This window comes from Ectopseudomonas alcaliphila, from assembly GCF_900101755.1.
Lineage (GTDB): Bacteria > Pseudomonadota > Gammaproteobacteria > Pseudomonadales > Pseudomonadaceae > Aquipseudomonas > Aquipseudomonas alcaliphila.
Genome location: NZ_FNAE01000001.1, coordinates 1,140,900 through 1,158,377, shown reverse-complemented (window position 1 = coordinate 1,158,377; position 17,478 = coordinate 1,140,900). Strand labels below are relative to the sequence as shown.

The window sequence follows — 17,478 nt, the reverse complement described above, 5'->3', positions numbered from 1 at the left end:
CCCCCGATAGCGTCCGTATGCGGCTGCCTTTGACTTGTCAAAGTACGCACTATCCAGTAAGATCCGCCGTCTATTTTTGCTGGGCGGCCCCTGAGGCTATAAAGAATGAAAACTTTCACTGCTAAACCGGAAACAGTAAAACGCGACTGGTTCGTCGTTGATGCTGCTGGCAAGACCCTGGGTCGTCTGGCCACCGAAATCGCGAGCCGTCTGCGTGGCAAGCACAAGCCTGAGTACACCCCGCACGTTGATACTGGCGACTACATCGTCGTGATCAATGCCGAGCAGGTGCGTGTAACTGGTGCCAAAGCCAGCGACAAGAAGTACTACTCCCACTCCGGTTTCCCGGGCGGCATCAAAGAGATCAACTTCGAGAAGCTGATCGCTCGTGCTCCTGAGCGCGTGATCGAGACTGCGGTCAAAGGCATGCTGCCGAAGAACCCGCTGGGTCGCGACATGTACCGTAAGCTGAAAGTGTACAAGGGTGCAGTTCACCCGCACACTGCTCAGCAGCCCCAAGAACTGAAGATTTAACGGAATAGTTCATTATGTCGGCGACTCAAAATTACGGCACTGGCCGTCGCAAGACCGCAACCGCGCGCGTTTTCCTGCGTCCGGGCACTGGTAACATCTCGATCAACAATCGCACCCTGGATACCTTCTTCGGTCGCGAAACTGCTCGCATGGTCGTGCGTCAGCCGCTGGAGCTGACCGAGACCGTCGAGAAGTTCGACATCTTCGTCACCGTTGCTGGTGGCGGTGTCAGTGGTCAAGCTGGTGCCATCCGTCACGGCATCACCCGCGCTCTGATCGAGTACGACGAAACCCTGCGCAGCCCGCTGCGTAAAGCTGGTTACGTCACTCGCGACGCCCGTGAAGTCGAGCGTAAGAAAGTCGGTCTGCGTAAAGCGCGTAAGCGTCCGCAGTACTCGAAGCGTTAATCGCGACTACGCTTCCAAAAGCGCCCAGTTTCCTTACGGAGCTGGGCGTTTTTTATGGGCGTGGCAAATTGCTGCGACAACGTGCCGCATACGCGTAAGCCGCACCCGCCAAGGCTTTCGCCAGTCTCTTCGGGGGTAATTACCTTGTCAGAAAAGGGGCTTTTCTTTACCATTTGGCGAATTTTTTGCGCGGCCCGATTTTTACTTAGTAGAGGCCTGAACAACAGGCCACAAAGCTGATGGGAGACGACTGAATGAGCAATGACGGCGTGAATGCAGGCCGGCGTCGCTTCCTGGTTGCAGCCACCTCCGTGGTGGGTGCAGCAGGAGCGGTAGGTGCTGCGACTCCGTTCGTGGGGTCATGGTTCCCCAGTGCCAAGGCCAAGGCGGCCGGTGCACCGGTGAAGGTGAACGTCAGCAAGATCGAGGCAGGTCAGCAGATGGTTGCTGAATGGCGCGGTCAGCCGGTGTTCATCGTGCGCCGTACCGAGGAGATCCTGTCCAACCTGACCAAGATCGAAAGCAGTGTCGCCGATCCCGAGTCCGCTGCCTCCGTGCAGCCGGAGTACGTGGACAAGAAAACCCGCTCGATCAAACCAGAGCTGCTGATTCTGGTAGGTCTGTGCACCCACCTGGGTTGTGCGCCGTCCTTCCGCCCGGAAGTAGCCCCGGCAGACTTGGGTCCGGACTGGGTGGGTGGCTATTTCTGCCCTTGCCACGGTTCGCGTTACGACCTCGCCGGTCGCGTGTACAAGGCGCAGCCTGCACCGCTGAACCTGCCGGTGCCGCCGCACACCTACGAAACGGATGATGTGATCATCATCGGTGTGGACCAGGAGAACGCGTGATGAGCAAATTCATGGAATGGGTGGATGCGCGCTTCCCCGCCACCAAGATGTGGGAAGACCATCTCTCCAAGTACTACGCCCCGAAGAACTTCAACTTCTTCTATTTCTTCGGCTCGCTGGCTCTGCTGGTGCTGGTCAACCAGATCGTTACCGGTATCTGGCTGACCATGAGCTTCGAACCTTCGGCTGAAGGCGCTTTCGCTTCCGTCGAATACATCATGCGTGACGTCGAGTACGGCTGGATCCTGCGTTACCTGCACTCCACCGGTGCTTCCGCGTTCTTCGTGGTGGTCTATCTGCACATGTTCCGCGGTCTGCTCTATGGCTCCTACCAGAAGCCGCGTGAGCTGGTGTGGATCTTCGGCATGCTGATCTACCTGGTGCTGATGGCCGAGGCCTTCATGGGCTACCTGCTGCCCTGGGGCCAGATGTCCTACTGGGGCGCCCAGGTGATCATCTCGCTGTTCGGTGCCATCCCGGTCATCGGTGACGACCTGACTCAGTGGATTCGTGGTGACTACCTGATCTCCGGCATCACCCTGAACCGCTTCTTCGCCCTGCACGTGATCGCACTGCCGATCGTTCTGCTTGGCCTGGTCGTGCTGCACATCCTGGCCCTGCACGAAGTGGGTTCGAACAACCCGGACGGCGTCGACATCAAGAAGTTCAAGGACGAGAACGGTGTGCCGCTCGATGGCATCGCCTTCCACCCTTACTACACCGTGAAAGATATCGTCGGCGTAGTGGTGTTCCTGTTCGTGTTCTGCTTCGTGGTGTTCTTCTTCCCGGAAATGGGCGGTTACTTCCTCGAGAAGCCGAACTTCGAAGCGGCCAACCCGTTCAAGACCCCTGAGCACATTGCCCCGGTTTGGTACTTCACGCCGTTCTACGCGATTCTGCGTGCGGTGCCGGACAAGCTGCTCGGCGTCATTGCCATGGGTGCTGCCATCGCCGTTCTGTTCGTGCTGCCCTGGCTCGACCGTAGTCCGGTCAAATCCATGCGCTACAAGGGTTGGATGAGCAAGGTCTGGCTGCTGGTGTTCTGCATCTCCTTCGTCATCCTGGGTGTGCTGGGTGTGCTGGCGCCGACCCCGGGTCGTACCCTGCTGTCGCAGGTGTGCACCTTCCTGTACTTCGCGTACTTCATCCTGATGCCGTTCTACACCAGGATGGAGAAGACCAAACCGGTTCCGGAAAGGGTGACTGGCTGATGAAAAAGCTCTTTGCTGCATTTGTTTTCGCTGCGCTGCCGGCCCTGGCCATGGGCGCTGCCAGCAACTACCCGCTGGACAAGGTCGATATCGATCTGGCCGACAAGGCTGCCATGCAGGACGGCGCGCGTACCTTCGCCAACTACTGCATGGGCTGCCATGCTGCCCAGTACCAGCGTTACGAGCGTGTTGCCGATGACCTCGGCATCCCGCACGAGATCATGCTGGACAATCTGGTGTTCACCGATGCCAAGATCGGTGACCACATGAAGATCGGCATGAAGCCGGACGACGCCAAGGCCTGGTTCGGTGCGGCGCCGCCTGATCTGACTCTGGTCGCTCGTGTGCGTGGCAACGACTGGTTGTACACCTACCTGCGTACCTTCTACGCAGATCCGAGCCGTCCGCTGGGCGCCAACAACAAGGTGTTCCCGAACGTCGGTATGCCGAACGTGCTGGTTGGTCTGCAGGGCAATCAGGTCATTGGTTGCAAGCAGGTTCAGGTCGTCACCGACGGCAAGAAGCAGTTCGACCCGCTGACCGGTGCGCCGATCACCCATGAAGCCTGTGATCAGCTCACCGTAGAGCCGAATACCGGCACGCTGAGCGAGGCCGAGTTCGACGAGAAGGTGAAGAACCTGGTGACCTTCCTGGCCTATTCGGCCAACCCGGTCAAGCTGAAGTCCCAGCGCATCGGCACCTATGTGCTGTTGTACCTGGCGTTCTTCTTCGTGTTCGCCTACCTGCTCAAGCGTGAGTACTGGAAGGACGTGCATTAAGCCGTTGCAGTTCTCTGCATACACCTGCGCGCCCTTATGGGCGCGCAGGCTTTTGTGCCCTGCCATTCCGGGTGACCACCTTGCGGTGACGTCACCTGCAACTTCAAGAATTGCCCTTGGCAATTTTTCGTGTTTCTGGAAAATCAAAACAAGCGAGGAGGATCGCCATGGCGGTGACCAATAGGTTGACCTGCTACTCCGACCCCGCCGACCACTATTCCCATCGCGTGCGTCTGGTGCTCGCCGAGAAAGGTGTCAGCGTCGAGATCATCGATGTCGAGCAGGGGCGTTGTCCGCCCAGGCTTGCCGAGGTCAATCCCTATGGCAGTGTGCCAACGCTGGTCGATCGCGACCTGGCGCTGTACGAGTCGTCCGTGGTGATGGAGTATCTCGACGAGCGCTACCCGCATCCACCGCTGCTACCTGTTTATCCGGTTGCTCGCGCCAACAGCCGTCTGCTGATGCATCGCATCCAGCGTGACTGGTGTGTGCTGGTCGACCGTATTCTCGACAAGCGCAGCAAGGAAGCCGAGCGCCAACTGGCGCGCAAGGAGCTGCGCGAGAGTTTGACCGGTGTGTCGCCGCTGTTTGCGGACAAGGCATTCTTCCTCAGCGACGAGCTGAGTCTAGTGGATTGCTGCCTGCTACCCATGCTCTGGCGTCTACCTGTTCTGGGTATCGAACTGCCGCGTCCGGCCAAGCCGCTGCTCGACTATATGGAGCGTCAGTTTGCCCGCGAGGCCTTTCAGGCCAGTCTTTCCGCTGCCGAGCGCGCGATGCGCTGAGAAGGAGGAAACCATGAATTCCAGTCGTCCCTATCTGGTTCGCGCCCTCTACGAATGGATCGTCGATAACGATTGCACGCCGCATTTGCTGGTCAGTGCCGAGTATCCGGGTGTGCAGGTGCCGCCTGGCTTCGCCAGTGATGGCCAGATCGTGCTCAATGCGTCACCCAGCGCCGTGCGTCATCTGCATATGGACAACCAGGCTGTCAGCTTCGAGGGCCGTTTCGGCGGTGTGGCGCATAGTCTGTACATTCCGATTGCAGCGGTCCTGGCGATCTATGCGCGGGAGAATGGCCAGGGCATGGTCTTCGATATGGAGCCGCCGCTTGCCGGTAGCCCTGAGGGGCCTGAGCCGGATGATGACGGGCCTTCCGGTGGCGAGCCGTCGCGCCCCAGTGGCCGGCCAAGTCTGAAGGTGGTCAAGTAAGCAATGAAAAGGGCGCCCATGGGCGCCCTTGTCGTTTCTGCGTTCGAATCAGTTGGTGTATTCGAACAGGCGCACCACCCGCTGTACGCCCGATACGCTCTGTACCACGCGAGTGGCTGCGTTGGCTTCTTCGCGAGTGACCAGGCCGAGCAGGTAGACGATGCCGTTCTCGGTCACGACCTTGATCCGGGCGCTCGGTACGCTGCTGTCGGCCAGCATCTGCGTCTTGATCTTGGTGGTCAGCAGCGAGTCGTTGCTACGTGCCAGCAGGGATGCCGGCTGCTGCACCTGCAGCTCGTTGTAGACCTTCTTCACGCCCTGTACACCACGGGCGGTCTGGGCGGCGCGATCCTTGAGTTCGCTGCGCGGGGTTTGCCCGGCAAGCAGCACCACGCCGTTATAGCTGGTGACTACGATGCGCGAGGTCGGGCTGGACAGGTCGGCGTGCGCATTGCTGATGCGTGAGGCGACTTCCGGGCCGAGGAACTGGTCATCGATCTTGTTGCCGATGCTGCGGCTGCCACAGCCTGCCAGGGTCAGGGTAACGGCCAGAGCGGCCAGAATCAGGGCGGAACGCTTCATTCTTCACTCCCAAACAATTGACTGTCGATCAGGTCGCACAGGCAGTGGATAGTCAGCAGATGGACTTCCTGGATGCGTGCGGTGACTTTGGCTGGAACGCGGATTTCGACGTCCTCCGGTAGCAGTAGCGAGGCCATGCCGCCGCCGTCGCGGCCGGTGAGGGCGACGACGGTCATCTCGCGATCATGTGCAGCTTGAATGGCCTGGATGACATTCGCGGAGTTGCCGCTGGTGGAAATCGCCAACAGCACATCGCCGGGCTGGCCGAGTGCGCGGATCTGCTTGGAGAAGATTTCGTTGTAGCTGTAGTCGTTGGCGATAGAGGTGATGGTCGAGCTGTCGGTGGTCAGGGCGATGGCCGGCAGGCTGGGGCGCTCGCGCTCGAAGCGGTTGAGCAGCTCGGAGGAGAAATGCTGAGCATCGCCGGCGGAGCCGCCGTTGCCGCAGGAGAGAATCTTGCCCTCGTTGAGCAGGGCCTGGACCATCACCAGGCTGGCGTGCTCGATATAGGGAGCCAGGACTTCCATGGCCTGCTGCTTGGTGTCGATGCTGGCTTGGAAGAGCTGGCGGATTCGGGATTGCATGTCCATCGGTTAAACCTTGAATTTACGGCCGTCAGGCATCGAAGGCGTTCTTGATCCAGTCGAGGCGAGTAGCACCATCGGTACTGATGGCGACCACATCGAAGCGGCAGGGGTAGCGGGCCCAGCGTAAGTGTTGCTGAAGGAAGAGTTCTGCGGCGATGACCAACTTGCCACGCTTGCGCGCATCGATGCTCTCCAGGGCGCCGCCCCAGGCACTGTGGCGGCGGGCGCGGACCTCGACGAATACTACTGTATCGCCGTCGAGCATGACCAGATCGAGCTCGCCACGCCGACAGCTCCAGTTCTGTTCGATCAGCTGCAAGCCGTTGCGTTCCAGATGCTGGCGAGCCGCCTGTTCAGCGGCTCGCCCCAGATCGTTGTGCGTGCTCAATTGATGCTGTCAGGAAGGCGCTGAACCCTGCCGCCACGGAACTCGGCCCAGGGCAGCTGGCGCTCGATGCGCTGCGTGGCATTGAGGCTGAGGCTGCCCGACAGGCCGTCGATGCGCGAGTCCGGCAGCGCCTTGAGCTGACCCAGGCGCGGTGCCAGGCGGTAGGCGTCGACACCCATGGCATACAGGCGGCCCAGGCTGCCACCGGCTTGCGGCCACTGGTTGCTGACTTCCTGGCGCAGCGGGGCGTGGGCGTCGAGCAACCAGGGGGTTTCGCAGAAGCGGATGCCTTCCAGGTCCTGATACTGGGCCTGGCTATGGGCGCCGGTGAACAGGTGCGAGGTGGCGTAGACGGGCACGTCGCCTGCGTACTGGAAGGCCAGGGTCGGCTTGATCTGCTGCGCCTGTTGCGGTGTGGCGGCGAGGAAGATGAAGTCGATGTCCTGACGGCGCGCCGGCTGTGCATCCAGGCTGGTGCCCAGGGTGTTCTGCAGGCGGCGCGCGCGGACTTCGCTTTCGCGCAGTTGGAACAGATCGGCGATCTGCCGGGCCAGTTCCACGGGCTGGTCGACGTGCTCGGCGGCGATCAGGGTGCCGCCCTGGGCTTGCCAGCTCTGGCGGAAGGCGTCCAGTACGCGGTCGCCCCAATCACCACGTGGCACCAGGGCCACGGCGCGGCGCATACCGTCATTCCAGGCGCGGCGCGCCACTTCGCGGGCTTCGTCCTCGGCGGCCAGGCCGAACTGGAACAGTTGCGCCGGCCCTTCCTGGCCTGCGTCGCTGTAGTTCAGGGCGAGGGTGGTGATGGGCAGTTGTTCGCGGTCGCTGAGCTGTTTGACCAGCGGTTTTTCCAGCGGACCGACTACCAGTTGCACGCCATCGGCTTGTGCCTGTTGGTAGAAGGCGTCCAGCGAGCCAATTCGAGAGCTGTCGTAGAGCTTTATTTCCGGTGGGTTCTGCCCGGCCTGTTGAGCTTCGTAATGCGCGGCGAGGAAGCCGTCGCGCAGGGCGCGGGCGACACTGGCCAGCTGACCTTCCTGTGGCAACAGCAGCGCGACGCGGGTCAGCGGTTGGCTGGCCAGCTCGCGCAGTTTGCCCAGTGCTTCGGGCAGTTGCTCGGCTGCCGGGTGTTGCGGGTTCTGTGCGACCCATTGGTCGATAGCCGCTTGCTGCTGCTCGAGTGTGGCGCCGCTTTTGGTCGCTTGCGCCAGTTCCAGCCAGCCGGCCAGGTCGCTGTCGGCGCCGGCAGGGGTTTGTGCTGGCAGGTTGGACACCAGTGCCCAGATGTTTTCGTGGTTGTCGTCGGCGGCCTGGCCGCTCAGCAGCGGCGCGATGAACACACGCTCACGGGCGGCGGCCAGGGTCTGGCCATCGGCTTCCAGGGCGCGGGCGCGGACCAGTTGGGTGCGGATCTGTTGTTCGACCGGAAGCTCGCCCAGGCGCTCGAAGCTGGGGTGCTGCAGGGCTTTCAGGGCACTTTGAGGTTGCTTGCGGGCCATGGCCAGCTCGGCCTTCAGGGTGCTGGCGAAGATCTGTTGGGCTGGCTGCAGGCTGGCGATATCGATTGATTCGAGAATGCGGGTGGCGCGTGCCACGTCGTTCTGCTGGTAGCTCTGGTCGGCTGCGGACAGGCGCAGCAAGGCAGCCTGCTCCGGTTTGCTCTCGGCTGCTTGCTGGAGCATCTGCTCGATGCTGGCTTGTGGTGTGCGCGGCAGCTGGCCCAGGCTATTGGAGGGCGAGCTGGCGCAGGCGGTGAGCAGACCGGCCAGGAAAAGAGCAGAAAGAGGGCGCAGGCTAGCGATCATCGGGTCATCCTGATACTTGAGCAAAACGAGCGGCGATTGTACCCAAGGGGCGACATCCATGCGATGCCGCCGGGTCGGAACCGGCTAGAATGAGCGCTCTTTCAATTAACGAGGTGTTTCCAGTGAGTCAGCCCGCAGTCGCAAGCGTCCAGCCAGGCAGCCTGTATGTGGTCGCCACGCCAATCGGCAATCTGGATGACATCAGCGCGCGGGCGTTGCGGATCTTGCGCGAGGTCGCGCTGATCGCTGCTGAAGACACGAGACATTCGGTGCGCCTGCTGCAGCATTTTGGTATCGAGACGCCGCTGGCTGCCTGTCACGAACATAACGAGCGCGACCAGGGTGGGCGTTTTCTGGCGCGCCTTCAGGCTGGCGAGGATGTTGCGCTGATTTCCGATGCGGGTACGCCACTGATTTCCGATCCGGGTTATCACCTGGTGCGCCAGGCGCGTGCTGCGGGGATTGCAGTGGTGCCGGTGCCCGGCGCCTGTGCCCTGATCGCCGCGCTTTCGGCGGCGGGCCTGCCATCGGATCGTTTCATCTTCGAAGGTTTTCTGCCGGCCAAGGCTGCTGGTCGGCGCGCGCGCCTGGAGCAGGTGCGAGAGGAGCCGCGCACGCTGATTTTCTATGAAGCGCCGCATCGTATTCTCGAGTGCCTGGAGGACATGCGCGAAGTGTTCGGCGGCGAGCGCCCCGCATTGCTGGCGCGCGAGCTGACCAAGACCTTCGAGACCCTCAAGGGCTTGCCGCTGGATGAGTTGTGCGCCTGGGTTGCCGCAGACAGCAACCAGCAGCGTGGCGAGTGCGTGGTGCTGGTGGCCGGTTGGCAGGCGCCGGAAGGCGAGGCGGCAGTCAGCGTCGAAGCGCTGCGAGTGCTCGATCTGCTCATGGCGGAAATGCCGCTCAAGCGTGCGGCGGCGCTGGCGGCGGAAATCACCGGGGTGCGCAAGAACCTGCTTTATCAGGTGGCGCTGACGCGCCAGGGATGAGGCTGTCGTAGGAGCGAGCTCTGCTCGCGAACCCCCTGCAACGCAAAAGCTTCGCGAGCAGAGCTCGCTTCGGCAGGCGGGCGTGCCAGGCTGCTTTTTCTTGCCGCTGGTAGCTTGCGGCTTGCGGCTTTGTTAATCTTGCCGACGGAGAGTCGATCGGACAGTCGCTGCCTTCGCAAGAAGGGGGAGGAAAGTCCGGGCTCCATAGGGCGGAGTGCCAGGTAATGCCTGGGAGGCGTGAGCCTACGGAAAGTGCCACAGAAAATAACCGCCTAAGCGTTTCGGCGCCGGTAAGGGTGAAAAGGTGCGGTAAGAGCGCACCGCACGGCTGGCAACAGTCCGTGGCTAGGTAAACCCCACTCGGAGCAAGACCAAATAGGGTTCCATCGGCGTGGCCCGCGCTGGAACCGGGTAGGTTGCTAAAGGCGTGCAGTGATGTACGTCGTAGAGGAATGACTGTCCTCGACAGAACCCGGCTTACAGATCGACTCTCCTCCTTCCTTTCTCGCGTTGTGCTTCTATCTCCCTCCCGTCTGATACCGAAAAAATCTTACTCTTAACAAATTACTTTAAGTTCGAATTTCAGCTGGCTGGAATGGTTGAGATTTATCTGTCAAAAGCCGGTTCCGGCATCTCTTTTCCCCTCGCCTTTGTTCGCTAAATCTCCGTCCTATAAGGATTTTTCCCTTCTGGAGCGCCTTGACGGTGGGGCGTGCGCGTTCCTATAGTGTGCGCAAGTGGTAAGAAGTGGCACGAAGTGGGTTTTTTTGGGCATGGAAAGCTAATTACAGGGGAAGCGCAGCCGTGTTTCGCGGAGCTAACGCCATCAGTCTCGACGCCAAAGGGCGCCTCGCGATGCCGAGTCGGTATCGTGACGAGCTCGTTGCGCGTTGCAGTGGCCAGCTCATCGTGACCATCGACGCCGTCGACCCCTGTCTTTGCGTTTATCCCCTGGCCGAGTGGGAACTGATCGAGAACAAGCTGCGTGAGCTGGCCTCCTTTCGTGAAGAGAACCGCCGCCTGCAGCGCCTGCTGATCGGTAATGCCGTCGATCTCGAGCTGGACGCCAGCGGCCGCTTTCTGGTGCCGCCGCGTTTGCGCGAGTACGCCAAGCTGGACAAGCGAGCGATGCTCGTCGGTCAGCTGAACAAGTTTCAACTCTGGGATGAAGATGCCTGGAATGCCGTAGCCGAAGCCGATCTGGCTGCCATCAAGCAGCCGGGTGCCCTTTCCGATGACCTGCGTGACCTGATCCTGTGACCATGACCGATAGCAACTTCCGCCATATCACCGTGCTGCTCGACGAGGCCGTCGAGGGGCTGGCTGTGCGCGGTGATGGTCGTTATATGGACGGCACCTTCGGGCGTGGCGGGCACAGTCGGCTGATCCTGCAGAAACTCGGGCCAGATGGGCGGCTCTTGGGGTTCGACAAGGATCCCCTGGCGATAGCCACCGGGGAAGCATTGGCGGCCGAAGACGGCCGCTTTGTCGTTGTGCAGCGCAGTTTTGCGGAACTTGGCGAGGAAGCCGTTGTCCGCGGCATTTGCGGTCAGGTCTCCGGCATCCTGCTGGACCTCGGCGTATCCTCGCCGCAGCTGGACGATCCCGAGCGTGGCTTCAGTTTCCTCAATGACGGCCCGCTGGACATGCGCATGAATCCGGATGTCGGCGTCAGTGCCGCTGACTGGATCGCCACAGCGGCCGAAGACGAAATCGCCCGCGTGCTCAAGGATTACGGCGAAGAGCGTTTCGCCAAGCGCATGGCGCGCGCCGTGGTGCAGCGCCGCGCCGAGCAGCCGTTCACCCGCACTGCCGATCTGGCCCAAGTGCTGACCGTGGCCAATCCGGCCTGGGAAAAGGGCAAGAACCCGGCGACTCGTGCCTTCCAGGGTATTCGCATTCACGTCAACAACGAGCTCGGTGATCTCGAGCGCGGCCTCGAAGCGGCGCTCGAAACGCTGGAAGTCGGCGGTCGTTTGGTGGTGATCAGCTTCCACTCGCTGGAAGACCGCATCGTCAAGCAATTCATGAAGCGTCAGGCCAAGGGCGAAGCGGACAAGCTGCCGCGCGACCTGCCGATCATCCCGAAAGCCTTCGAGCCGCGTCTGAAGCTGATCGGCAAGCCGGTCTACGCTGCCGAGGCCGAACTCAAGGCCAATCCGCGCTCGCGCAGCGCGGTGATGCGCATCGCGGAGAAGTTGCGGTGAGCCGCCGGCTGATCAAATCCATGCCCAGCGGCAGCTTCCTGATGCTGCTGCTGTTCATCGCCATCCTGATTTCCGCTGTGGCAGTGTCTTACAGCGCGCACTGGAATCGCCTGCTGCTCAACGAGCTGTATGGCGAGCTGAGCGTGCGCGACAAGGCGCAGGCCGAGTGGGGCCGCCTGATTCTCGAACAGAGCACCTGGACCGCGCACAACCGTATCGAAGCGCTGGCCAGCGAGCAGCTGAAAATGCACATCCCCGACCCCGCCGCCGTGCGTATGGTGCGTCCATGATCGGGCTCGAAGGCGCACTCTACCCCTGGCGCTTCCGCCTGGTGCTGGTGCTGCTGGCACTGATGGTCGGCGCCATTGCCTGGCGTATGCTCGACCTGCAGGTGCTCGACCATGATTTCCTCAAGGCCCATGGCGATGCCCGCAGCGTGCGTCATATTCCGATCCCGGCGCACCGTGGGCTGATTACCGACCGCAATGGCGAGCCACTGGCCGTCAGTACTCCTGTCACCACCCTGTGGGCCAACGGCAAGGAGCTGCAGGCCGGCCGTGAACAGTGGCCGGCGCTGGCCGCTGCTCTGGGGCAGGATCCGGCCAACTTCGCGGCGCGTCTGGAGCAGAACAAGGAGCGCGAGTTCATGTACCTGGTGCGTGGCCTGACCCCGGAGAACGGTCAGCGCGTGCTGGATCTGAAAGTGCCCGGCGTTTATGCCATCGAAGAATTCCGCCGTTTCTATCCGGCTGGTGAGGTGGCTGCCCATGTGGTCGGCTTCACCGATATCGACGACCGTGGCCGCGAGGGTATGGAGCTGGCCTACGAAGATTGGCTGGCCGGTGTGCCGGGCAAGCGCCAGGTGCTCAAGGACCGGCGTGGCAAGTTGATCAAGGACGTGCAGGTCGCGCAGAACGCCAAGGCTGGCAAAGCCTTGGCGTTGTCCATTGATCTGCGCCTGCAGTATCTGGCCCATCGCGAACTGCGTAATGCGCTGCTGGAAAACGATGCCAAGGCCGGCAGTCTGGTGATGGTCGATGTGAAGACCGGTGAAGTGCTGGCGATGGTCAACCATCCCACCTACAACCCGAACAACCGTCGCAACCTGACCCCGGCAGCCATGCGCAACCGCGCCATGATCGACGTCTTCGAGCCCGGCTCGACCATCAAGCCGCTGACGATGTCCGCTGCGCTGGAAACCGGTCGCTGGAAGCCCAGTGACATCGTTCAGGTCGGCAACGGCACCCTGCAGATCGGCCGCTACAGCATTCGTGATGTGTCCCGCACTCAGGGCCCGGCGCTGGACCTGACCGGCATCCTGATCAACTCCAGCAACGTCGGCATGAGCAAGATTGCCTTCGACGTGGGCGGGGAGAACATCTATCAGGTGCTGAGCAACCTGGGTTTCGGTCGCGACACCGGCCTCGGGTTCCCGGGGGAGCGGGTCGGCAATCTGCCCAATCACCGCCAGTGGCGCCAGGCGGAAACCGCAACATTGTCCTATGGCTACGGCCTTTCGGTGACGGCGGTGCAGCTGGCTCACGCCTATGCCGCGTTGGCCAACGGCGGCGGCATGACGCCGCTGTCGATGATTCGCGTGGACAGCAAGCCGGGCGCCATGCAGGTAATGTCGGCCGATGTGGCCAAGACCCTGCAGGGCATGTTGCAGCAGGTGGTCGAGGCGCCGCGTGGCGTGTTCCGTGCCCAGGTGCCGGGTTACCACGTCGCCGGCAAGAGTGGCACGGCGCGCAAGACCAATGCCGGGGCCAAGGGCTACCAGACCAATTCCTACCGCTCCCTGTTTGCCGGTTTCGCCCCGGCGCAGGATCCGCGCATCGCGTTGGTGGTGGTGATCGACGAGCCCGGCAAGGGCGCCTATTACGGCGGCCTGATCTCCGCCCCGGTATTCAGCCGGGTGATGGCTGGCTCGCTGCGTTTGATGAACATCGCGCCAGACAATCTGCCGCCGCCCGAGCAGAAGATGGCCGCCGTTGACCAGGGAGGGCGCAACTGATGCCCATGTCGCTCAATCAATTGTTGCCAGCTGCCGGGAGCAGCGTGCTGATTCGTGAGCTGACCCTGGACAGCCGCAAGGTGCGTCCGGGTGATCTGTTCCTGGCGGTGCCGGGTACCCAGCAGGATGGCCGCGTACATATCGCTGATGCCATCGCGCGCGGCGCTGCGGCAGTGGCCTTCGAGGCCGAAGGCGCTGCACCCATGCATGCTGAAAGTGCGGTGCTGGTGCCGGTCAAGGGGCTGGCCGGCCAGCTCTCGGCCATTGCCGGGCGCTTCTACGGTGAGCCGAGCCGCGCTTTGCACCTGATCGGTGTTACGGGTACCAACGGCAAGACCAGTGTCAGCCAGCTGCTGGCGCAGGCGCTGGATCTGCTCGGTCAGCGCTGTGGCATCGTCGGTACCCTGGGTACCGGCTTCCATGGCGCGCTGGAGCAGGGCAAACACACCACGCCCGATCCGGTTGGCGTGCAGGCGACCCTGGCCTCGCTCAAGCAGGCAGGTGCACGCGCCGTGGCCATGGAGGTCTCTTCCCATGGTCTCGATCAGGGGCGTGTCACAGCGCTGGAGTTCGACGTGGCGGTGTTCACCAACCTGTCGCGTGATCACCTCGACTACCACGGCAGCATGGAGGCCTACGGCGCTGCCAAGGCCAAGCTGTTCGCCTGGCCGAATCTGCGTTGCCGGGTGATCAACCTCGATGACGCCTTTGGTCGTGAGCTGGCTGCACAGACGCACGAATCGCGTCTGATCGGTTACAGCCTGAACGATAGCAGCGCCTTCCTTTATTGCAGCGAAACGCATTTCGATGATCACGGCGTGCGTGCGCGCCTGGTGACCCCGCGTGGCGAAGGCGTGTTGCGCAGCAACCTGCTTGGTCGCTTCAATCTGAGCAATCTGCTGGCTGTGGTCGGTGCACTGCTGGGTCTGGACTACGCGCTCGACGAGATTCTCAAGGCCCTTCCACAGCTGCAGGGGCCGGCTGGTCGCATGCAGCGCCTGGGCGGTGGCGACAAGCCGCTGGTGGTGGTCGATTACGCGCACACCCCGGATGCCCTAGAAAAGGTACTCGAGGCCATGCGCCCGCATGTCGAGGGGCGCCTGCTCTGCCTGTTCGGCTGCGGTGGTGACCGTGACCGCGGCAAGCGTCCGCTGATGGCAGCGATTGCCGAGCGTCTGGCCGATGGGGTGTGGGTGACCGATGACAATCCGCGTACGGAAGAGCCGGCGCAGATCGTCGCCGATATTCGCGCGGGCTTCCAAGCGCCGGAGCAGGTGCAGTTCATTCACGGCCGTGGCGATGCCATCGCCCGTCTTATCGCTCAGGCCGAGGCTGCCGACGTGCTGGTGCTGGCTGGCAAGGGCCACGAGGATTACCAGGAGATCATGGGCGTACGTCAGCCGTTCTCCGATCTGATCGAAGCGAACAAGGCCCTGTCGGCCTGGGAGGCCGCTCATGCTTAAGCCCTGGCTGCTCAGCGAAGTTGCTGGTGAGTTGAACGCACGGGTGATCGGCGCCGATGTCGCTTTCTCTGCAGTGGGCACCGACAGCCGTACCATTGCTGCCGGGCAACTGTTCGTGGCGCTGGCCGGGCCGCGTTTCGACGGCCACGACTACCTGGCCGACGTCGCCGCCAAGGGTGCGGTTGCTGCGCTGGTCGAACGTGAAGTGGAGGGAGCGCCGCTGCCGCAGTTGCTGGTGGCTGATACCCGTATGGCGCTCGGTCAACTGGGCGCGCTGAATCGCCAGGCCTTCGCCGGCCCGCTGGCTGCCGTGACCGGCTCCAGTGGCAAGACCAGCGTCAAGGAGATGCTCGCTTCCATTCTGCGTGTCGCCCTGAACGGTGCGGTGCTGGCCACGCGCGGCAACCTCAACAATGATCTCGGCGCACCGCTGACCCTGCTGGAGTTGGCACCTGAACATCGCGCCGGGGTGATCGAGCTGGGTGCCAACCATGTCGGCGAGATCGCCTACACCGTCAGCCTGACCCGGCCGCAAGTGGCGATCATCACCAATGCCGGCAATGCCCACGTTGGCGAGTTCGGCGGCCCTGAAAAGATCGTGGAAGCCAAGGGCGAGATTCTCGAAGGCCTGCCGAGCGATGGCGTGGCCGTGCTGAATCTGGATGACAAGGCTTTCCTCACCTGGCAGCGCCGCGCTGCTGGACGCAAGGTGCTGAGCTTTGCCTTGCGCGACACTCGCGCCGACTTCCACGGCAGCGATCTGGCTCGCGACGAGCGTGGCTGCCAGGGTTTCACCTTGCGTAGTCCTGCTGGCAGCGCGCGCATCCAGCTCAACCTGCTGGGCGAGCACAACGTGGCCAATGCGCTGGCTGCCTGTGCTGCCGCTCATGCCCTGGGCATGCCGTTGGTCGCGATGGCCCAGGGATTGGAAAACCTGCAGCCGGTCAAGGGTCGCGCCGTAGCGCATCTGGCAGCCAATGGCGTACGGGTTATCGACGACAGTTACAACGCCAACCCGGTGTCCATGTGTGCGGCGGTGGATATACTCGCCGGCTTCTCCGGTCGCACCGTTCTGGTGCTGGGAGACATGGGCGAGCTGGGCGAGTGGGCCGAAAAGGGCCATCGCGATGTCGGCCGCCACGCCGCCGGCAAGGTCGATGCGCTGTATGTCGTTGGCCCGCTGATGCGTTTTGCGGTCGAGGAGTTTGGCTCAAAAGGCCGCCACTTCGTCGATCAGGCCGAGCTGATCGAAGCGCTTCGCGCCGAACAGGCCGGCAGCACACTACTAATCAAGGGATCACGCAGCGCAGCCATGGACAAGGTCGTGGCGGCGCTGTGTGACGTATCTGGGGAGATTCACTAAATGCTGCTGCTGCTGGCGGAGTACCTGCAACAGTTCCACAAGGGCTTCGCGGTCTTTCAGTACCTGACCCTGCGCGGCATTCTTGGCGTGCTCACCGCCCTGGCGCTGTCGCTGTGGCTCGGCCCATGGATGATCCGCACCCTGCAGGTACGTCAGATCGGCCAGGCGGTGCGCCACGATGGCCCGCAGTCGCACCTGTCGAAGAAGGGCACGCCGACCATGGGCGGTGCGCTGATCCTCAGCGCCATCACCGTAAGTACGTTGCTCTGGGCCGACCTGACCAACCGCTACGTCTGGGTGGTGCTGGCCGTGACCCTGCTGTTCGGCGCCATTGGTTGGGTCGATGACTACCGCAAGGTGATCGAGAAGAACTCGCGCGGTCTGCCGAGCCGCTGGAAGTATTTCTGGCAGTCGGTGTTCGGCCTGGCTGCAGCTGTCTTCCTTTATATGACCGCGCAGAGCCCGGTGGAGACCACCCTGATCCTGCCGTTGCTGAAGGACGTCGCCATTCCCCTGGGCGCTGGCTTCGTGGTGCTGACCTACTTCGTCATCGTCGGTACCAGCAATGCGGTGAACCTCACCGACGGTCTCGACGGCCTGGCCATCCTGCCCACGGTGATGGTGGCCGGTGCGCTGGCGATCTTCTGCTACCTGTCGGGCAACGTGAACTTCGCCGAGTACCTGCTGATTCCCTATGTGCCGGGCGCCGGTGAACTGATCGTGTTCTGCGCCGCGCTGGTTGGCGCCGGCCTGGGCTTTCTGTGGTTCAACACCTACCCGGCGCAGGTGTTCATGGGGGACGTCGGCGCGCTGGCGCTCGGCGCCGCGTTGGGCACCATCGCCGTGATCGTCCGCCAGGAAGTCGTGCTGTTCATCATGGGCGGCGTGTTCGTCATGGAAACCCTGTCGGTGATCATCCAGGTCGCCAGCTTCAAGCTGACCGGCAAGCGCGTGTTCCGCATGGCACCGATTCACCACCATTTCGAACTCAAGGGCTGGCCTGAGCCGCGCGTGATCGTCCGTTTCTGGATCATCACCGTGATTCTCGTGCTGATCGGCCTGGCCACCCTGAAACTGAGGTAATAGAGC

General features: G+C 62.4%; 19 protein-coding genes and 1 other RNA gene. 16 read left to right on the top strand and 4 right to left on the bottom strand.

The genetic code is table 11. The annotated features are described in order from the left end of the window. Nucleotides 1-105: 105 nt before the first annotated feature. The 7 genes from rplM to BLR77_RS05560 all read left to right on the top strand — a co-directional run bounded on the left by rplM (nt 106) and on the right by BLR77_RS05560 (nt 4,991). Nucleotides 106-534, top strand: a complete 429-nt coding sequence (gene rplM, locus BLR77_RS05590) for a 50S ribosomal protein L13 (protein ID WP_017678951.1) — start codon at nt 106-108, stop codon at nt 532-534. Between the two features lie 14 nt (nt 535-548). Beyond that, entirely contained in the window at nt 549-941 is a 393-nt protein-coding gene (rpsI, locus tag BLR77_RS05585) for a 30S ribosomal protein S9 (protein ID WP_003459292.1), read from the top strand. A 254-nt stretch (nt 942-1,195) separates the two neighbouring features. Further along, nucleotides 1,196-1,789 carry a ubiquinol-cytochrome c reductase iron-sulfur subunit gene (petA, locus tag BLR77_RS05580; RefSeq protein ID WP_074675854.1) on the top strand — a complete coding sequence of 198 codons (594 nt, stop codon included), beginning with the start codon at nt 1,196-1,198 and terminating at the stop codon, nt 1,787-1,789. Then, nucleotides 1,789-3,000 carry a cytochrome b gene (locus BLR77_RS05575; protein WP_074675853.1) on the top strand — a complete coding sequence of 404 codons (1,212 nt, stop codon included), beginning with the start codon at nt 1,789-1,791 and terminating at the stop codon, nt 2,998-3,000. Before petA ends, BLR77_RS05575 begins: the two co-directional genes overlap by 1 nt. Continuing rightward, on the top strand, nt 3,000-3,779 hold the full coding sequence (locus BLR77_RS05570) for a cytochrome c1 (protein ID WP_074675852.1): 780 nt from the start codon (nt 3,000-3,002) through the stop codon (nt 3,777-3,779). The genes BLR77_RS05575 and BLR77_RS05570 overlap by 1 nt, the downstream gene beginning before the upstream one ends. Nucleotides 3,780-3,946: 167 nt before the next feature. Beyond that, nucleotides 3,947-4,564 (top strand): glutathione S-transferase N-terminal domain-containing protein, encoded by a 618-nt coding sequence (locus BLR77_RS05565; RefSeq protein ID WP_074675851.1) that lies wholly within the window; start codon nt 3,947-3,949, stop codon nt 4,562-4,564. 13 nt (nt 4,565-4,577) lie between these two features. Continuing rightward, entirely contained in the window at nt 4,578-4,991 is a 414-nt protein-coding gene (locus tag BLR77_RS05560) for a ClpXP protease specificity-enhancing factor (protein ID WP_074675850.1), read from the top strand. A 48-nt stretch (nt 4,992-5,039) separates the two neighbouring features. Here BLR77_RS05560 and BLR77_RS05555 read toward each other — a convergent pair whose 3' ends face one another. From BLR77_RS05555 to BLR77_RS05540, 4 genes are read right to left on the bottom strand one after another with little or no spacing between them, the layout of a single operon-like run. Next, nucleotides 5,040-5,573 (bottom strand): BON domain-containing protein, encoded by a 534-nt coding sequence (locus BLR77_RS05555; protein ID WP_074675849.1) that lies wholly within the window; start codon nt 5,571-5,573, stop codon nt 5,040-5,042. Continuing rightward, the gene (locus BLR77_RS05550; RefSeq protein ID WP_074675848.1) at nt 5,570-6,163 is read right to left on the bottom strand and encodes a phosphoheptose isomerase; all 594 of its coding nucleotides are present in this window, start codon (nt 6,161-6,163) and stop codon (nt 5,570-5,572) included. The genes BLR77_RS05555 and BLR77_RS05550 overlap by 4 nt, the downstream gene beginning before the upstream one ends. 25 nt (nt 6,164-6,188) lie before the next feature. Then, nucleotides 6,189-6,548, bottom strand: a complete 360-nt coding sequence (locus BLR77_RS05545; protein ID WP_074675847.1) for a YraN family protein — start codon at nt 6,546-6,548, stop codon at nt 6,189-6,191. Then, complete coding sequence (locus tag BLR77_RS05540) at nt 6,545-8,353, bottom strand: penicillin-binding protein activator (protein ID WP_074675846.1); 1,809 nt, start codon at nt 8,351-8,353, stop codon at nt 6,545-6,547. Before BLR77_RS05540 ends, BLR77_RS05545 begins: the two co-directional genes overlap by 4 nt. Nucleotides 8,354-8,442: 89 nt before the next feature. Here BLR77_RS05540 and rsmI point away from each other — a divergent pair, with 89 nt between their 5' ends. The 9 genes from rsmI (at nt 8,443) to mraY (ending at nt 17,472) form a co-directional block, all read left to right on the top strand. Further along, nucleotides 8,443-9,342, top strand: a complete 900-nt coding sequence (rsmI, locus tag BLR77_RS05535; protein WP_074675845.1) for a 16S rRNA (cytidine(1402)-2'-O)-methyltransferase — start codon at nt 8,443-8,445, stop codon at nt 9,340-9,342. A 148-nt stretch (nt 9,343-9,490) separates the two neighbouring features. Next, an RNA gene (rnpB, locus tag BLR77_RS05530) (RNase P RNA component class A) lies at nt 9,491-9,838 on the top strand. Nucleotides 9,839-10,146: 308 nt separating this feature from the next. Further along, nucleotides 10,147-10,602, top strand: a complete 456-nt coding sequence (gene mraZ, locus BLR77_RS05525; protein ID WP_074675844.1) for a division/cell wall cluster transcriptional repressor MraZ — start codon at nt 10,147-10,149, stop codon at nt 10,600-10,602. A gap of 2 nt (nt 10,603-10,604) precedes the next feature. Next, nucleotides 10,605-11,549: a 16S rRNA (cytosine(1402)-N(4))-methyltransferase RsmH gene (gene rsmH / locus BLR77_RS05520; RefSeq protein WP_074675843.1), complete on the top strand. Its 945-nt coding sequence runs from the start codon at nt 10,605-10,607 to the stop codon at nt 11,547-11,549. Beyond that, complete coding sequence (gene ftsL / locus BLR77_RS05515; protein ID WP_074675842.1) at nt 11,546-11,839, top strand: cell division protein FtsL; 294 nt, start codon at nt 11,546-11,548, stop codon at nt 11,837-11,839. The genes rsmH and ftsL overlap by 4 nt, the downstream gene beginning before the upstream one ends. Beyond that, nucleotides 11,836-13,563, top strand: a complete 1,728-nt coding sequence (locus BLR77_RS05510; protein ID WP_074675841.1) for a peptidoglycan D,D-transpeptidase FtsI family protein — start codon at nt 11,836-11,838, stop codon at nt 13,561-13,563. The genes ftsL and BLR77_RS05510 overlap by 4 nt, the downstream gene beginning before the upstream one ends. After that, entirely contained in the window at nt 13,563-15,026 is a 1,464-nt protein-coding gene (murE, locus tag BLR77_RS05505; protein WP_074675840.1) for a UDP-N-acetylmuramoyl-L-alanyl-D-glutamate--2,6-diaminopimelate ligase, read from the top strand. The genes BLR77_RS05510 and murE overlap by 1 nt, the downstream gene beginning before the upstream one ends. Beyond that, nucleotides 15,019-16,389, top strand: a complete 1,371-nt coding sequence (locus tag BLR77_RS05500; protein ID WP_074675839.1) for a UDP-N-acetylmuramoyl-tripeptide--D-alanyl-D-alanine ligase — start codon at nt 15,019-15,021, stop codon at nt 16,387-16,389. The genes murE and BLR77_RS05500 overlap by 8 nt, the downstream gene beginning before the upstream one ends. Further along, nucleotides 16,390-17,472, top strand: coding sequence for a phospho-N-acetylmuramoyl-pentapeptide-transferase (gene mraY / locus BLR77_RS05495; RefSeq protein ID WP_074675838.1), 1,083 nt, complete (start codon nt 16,390-16,392; stop codon nt 17,470-17,472). The last annotated feature ends 6 nt before the right edge of the window (nt 17,473-17,478 follow it).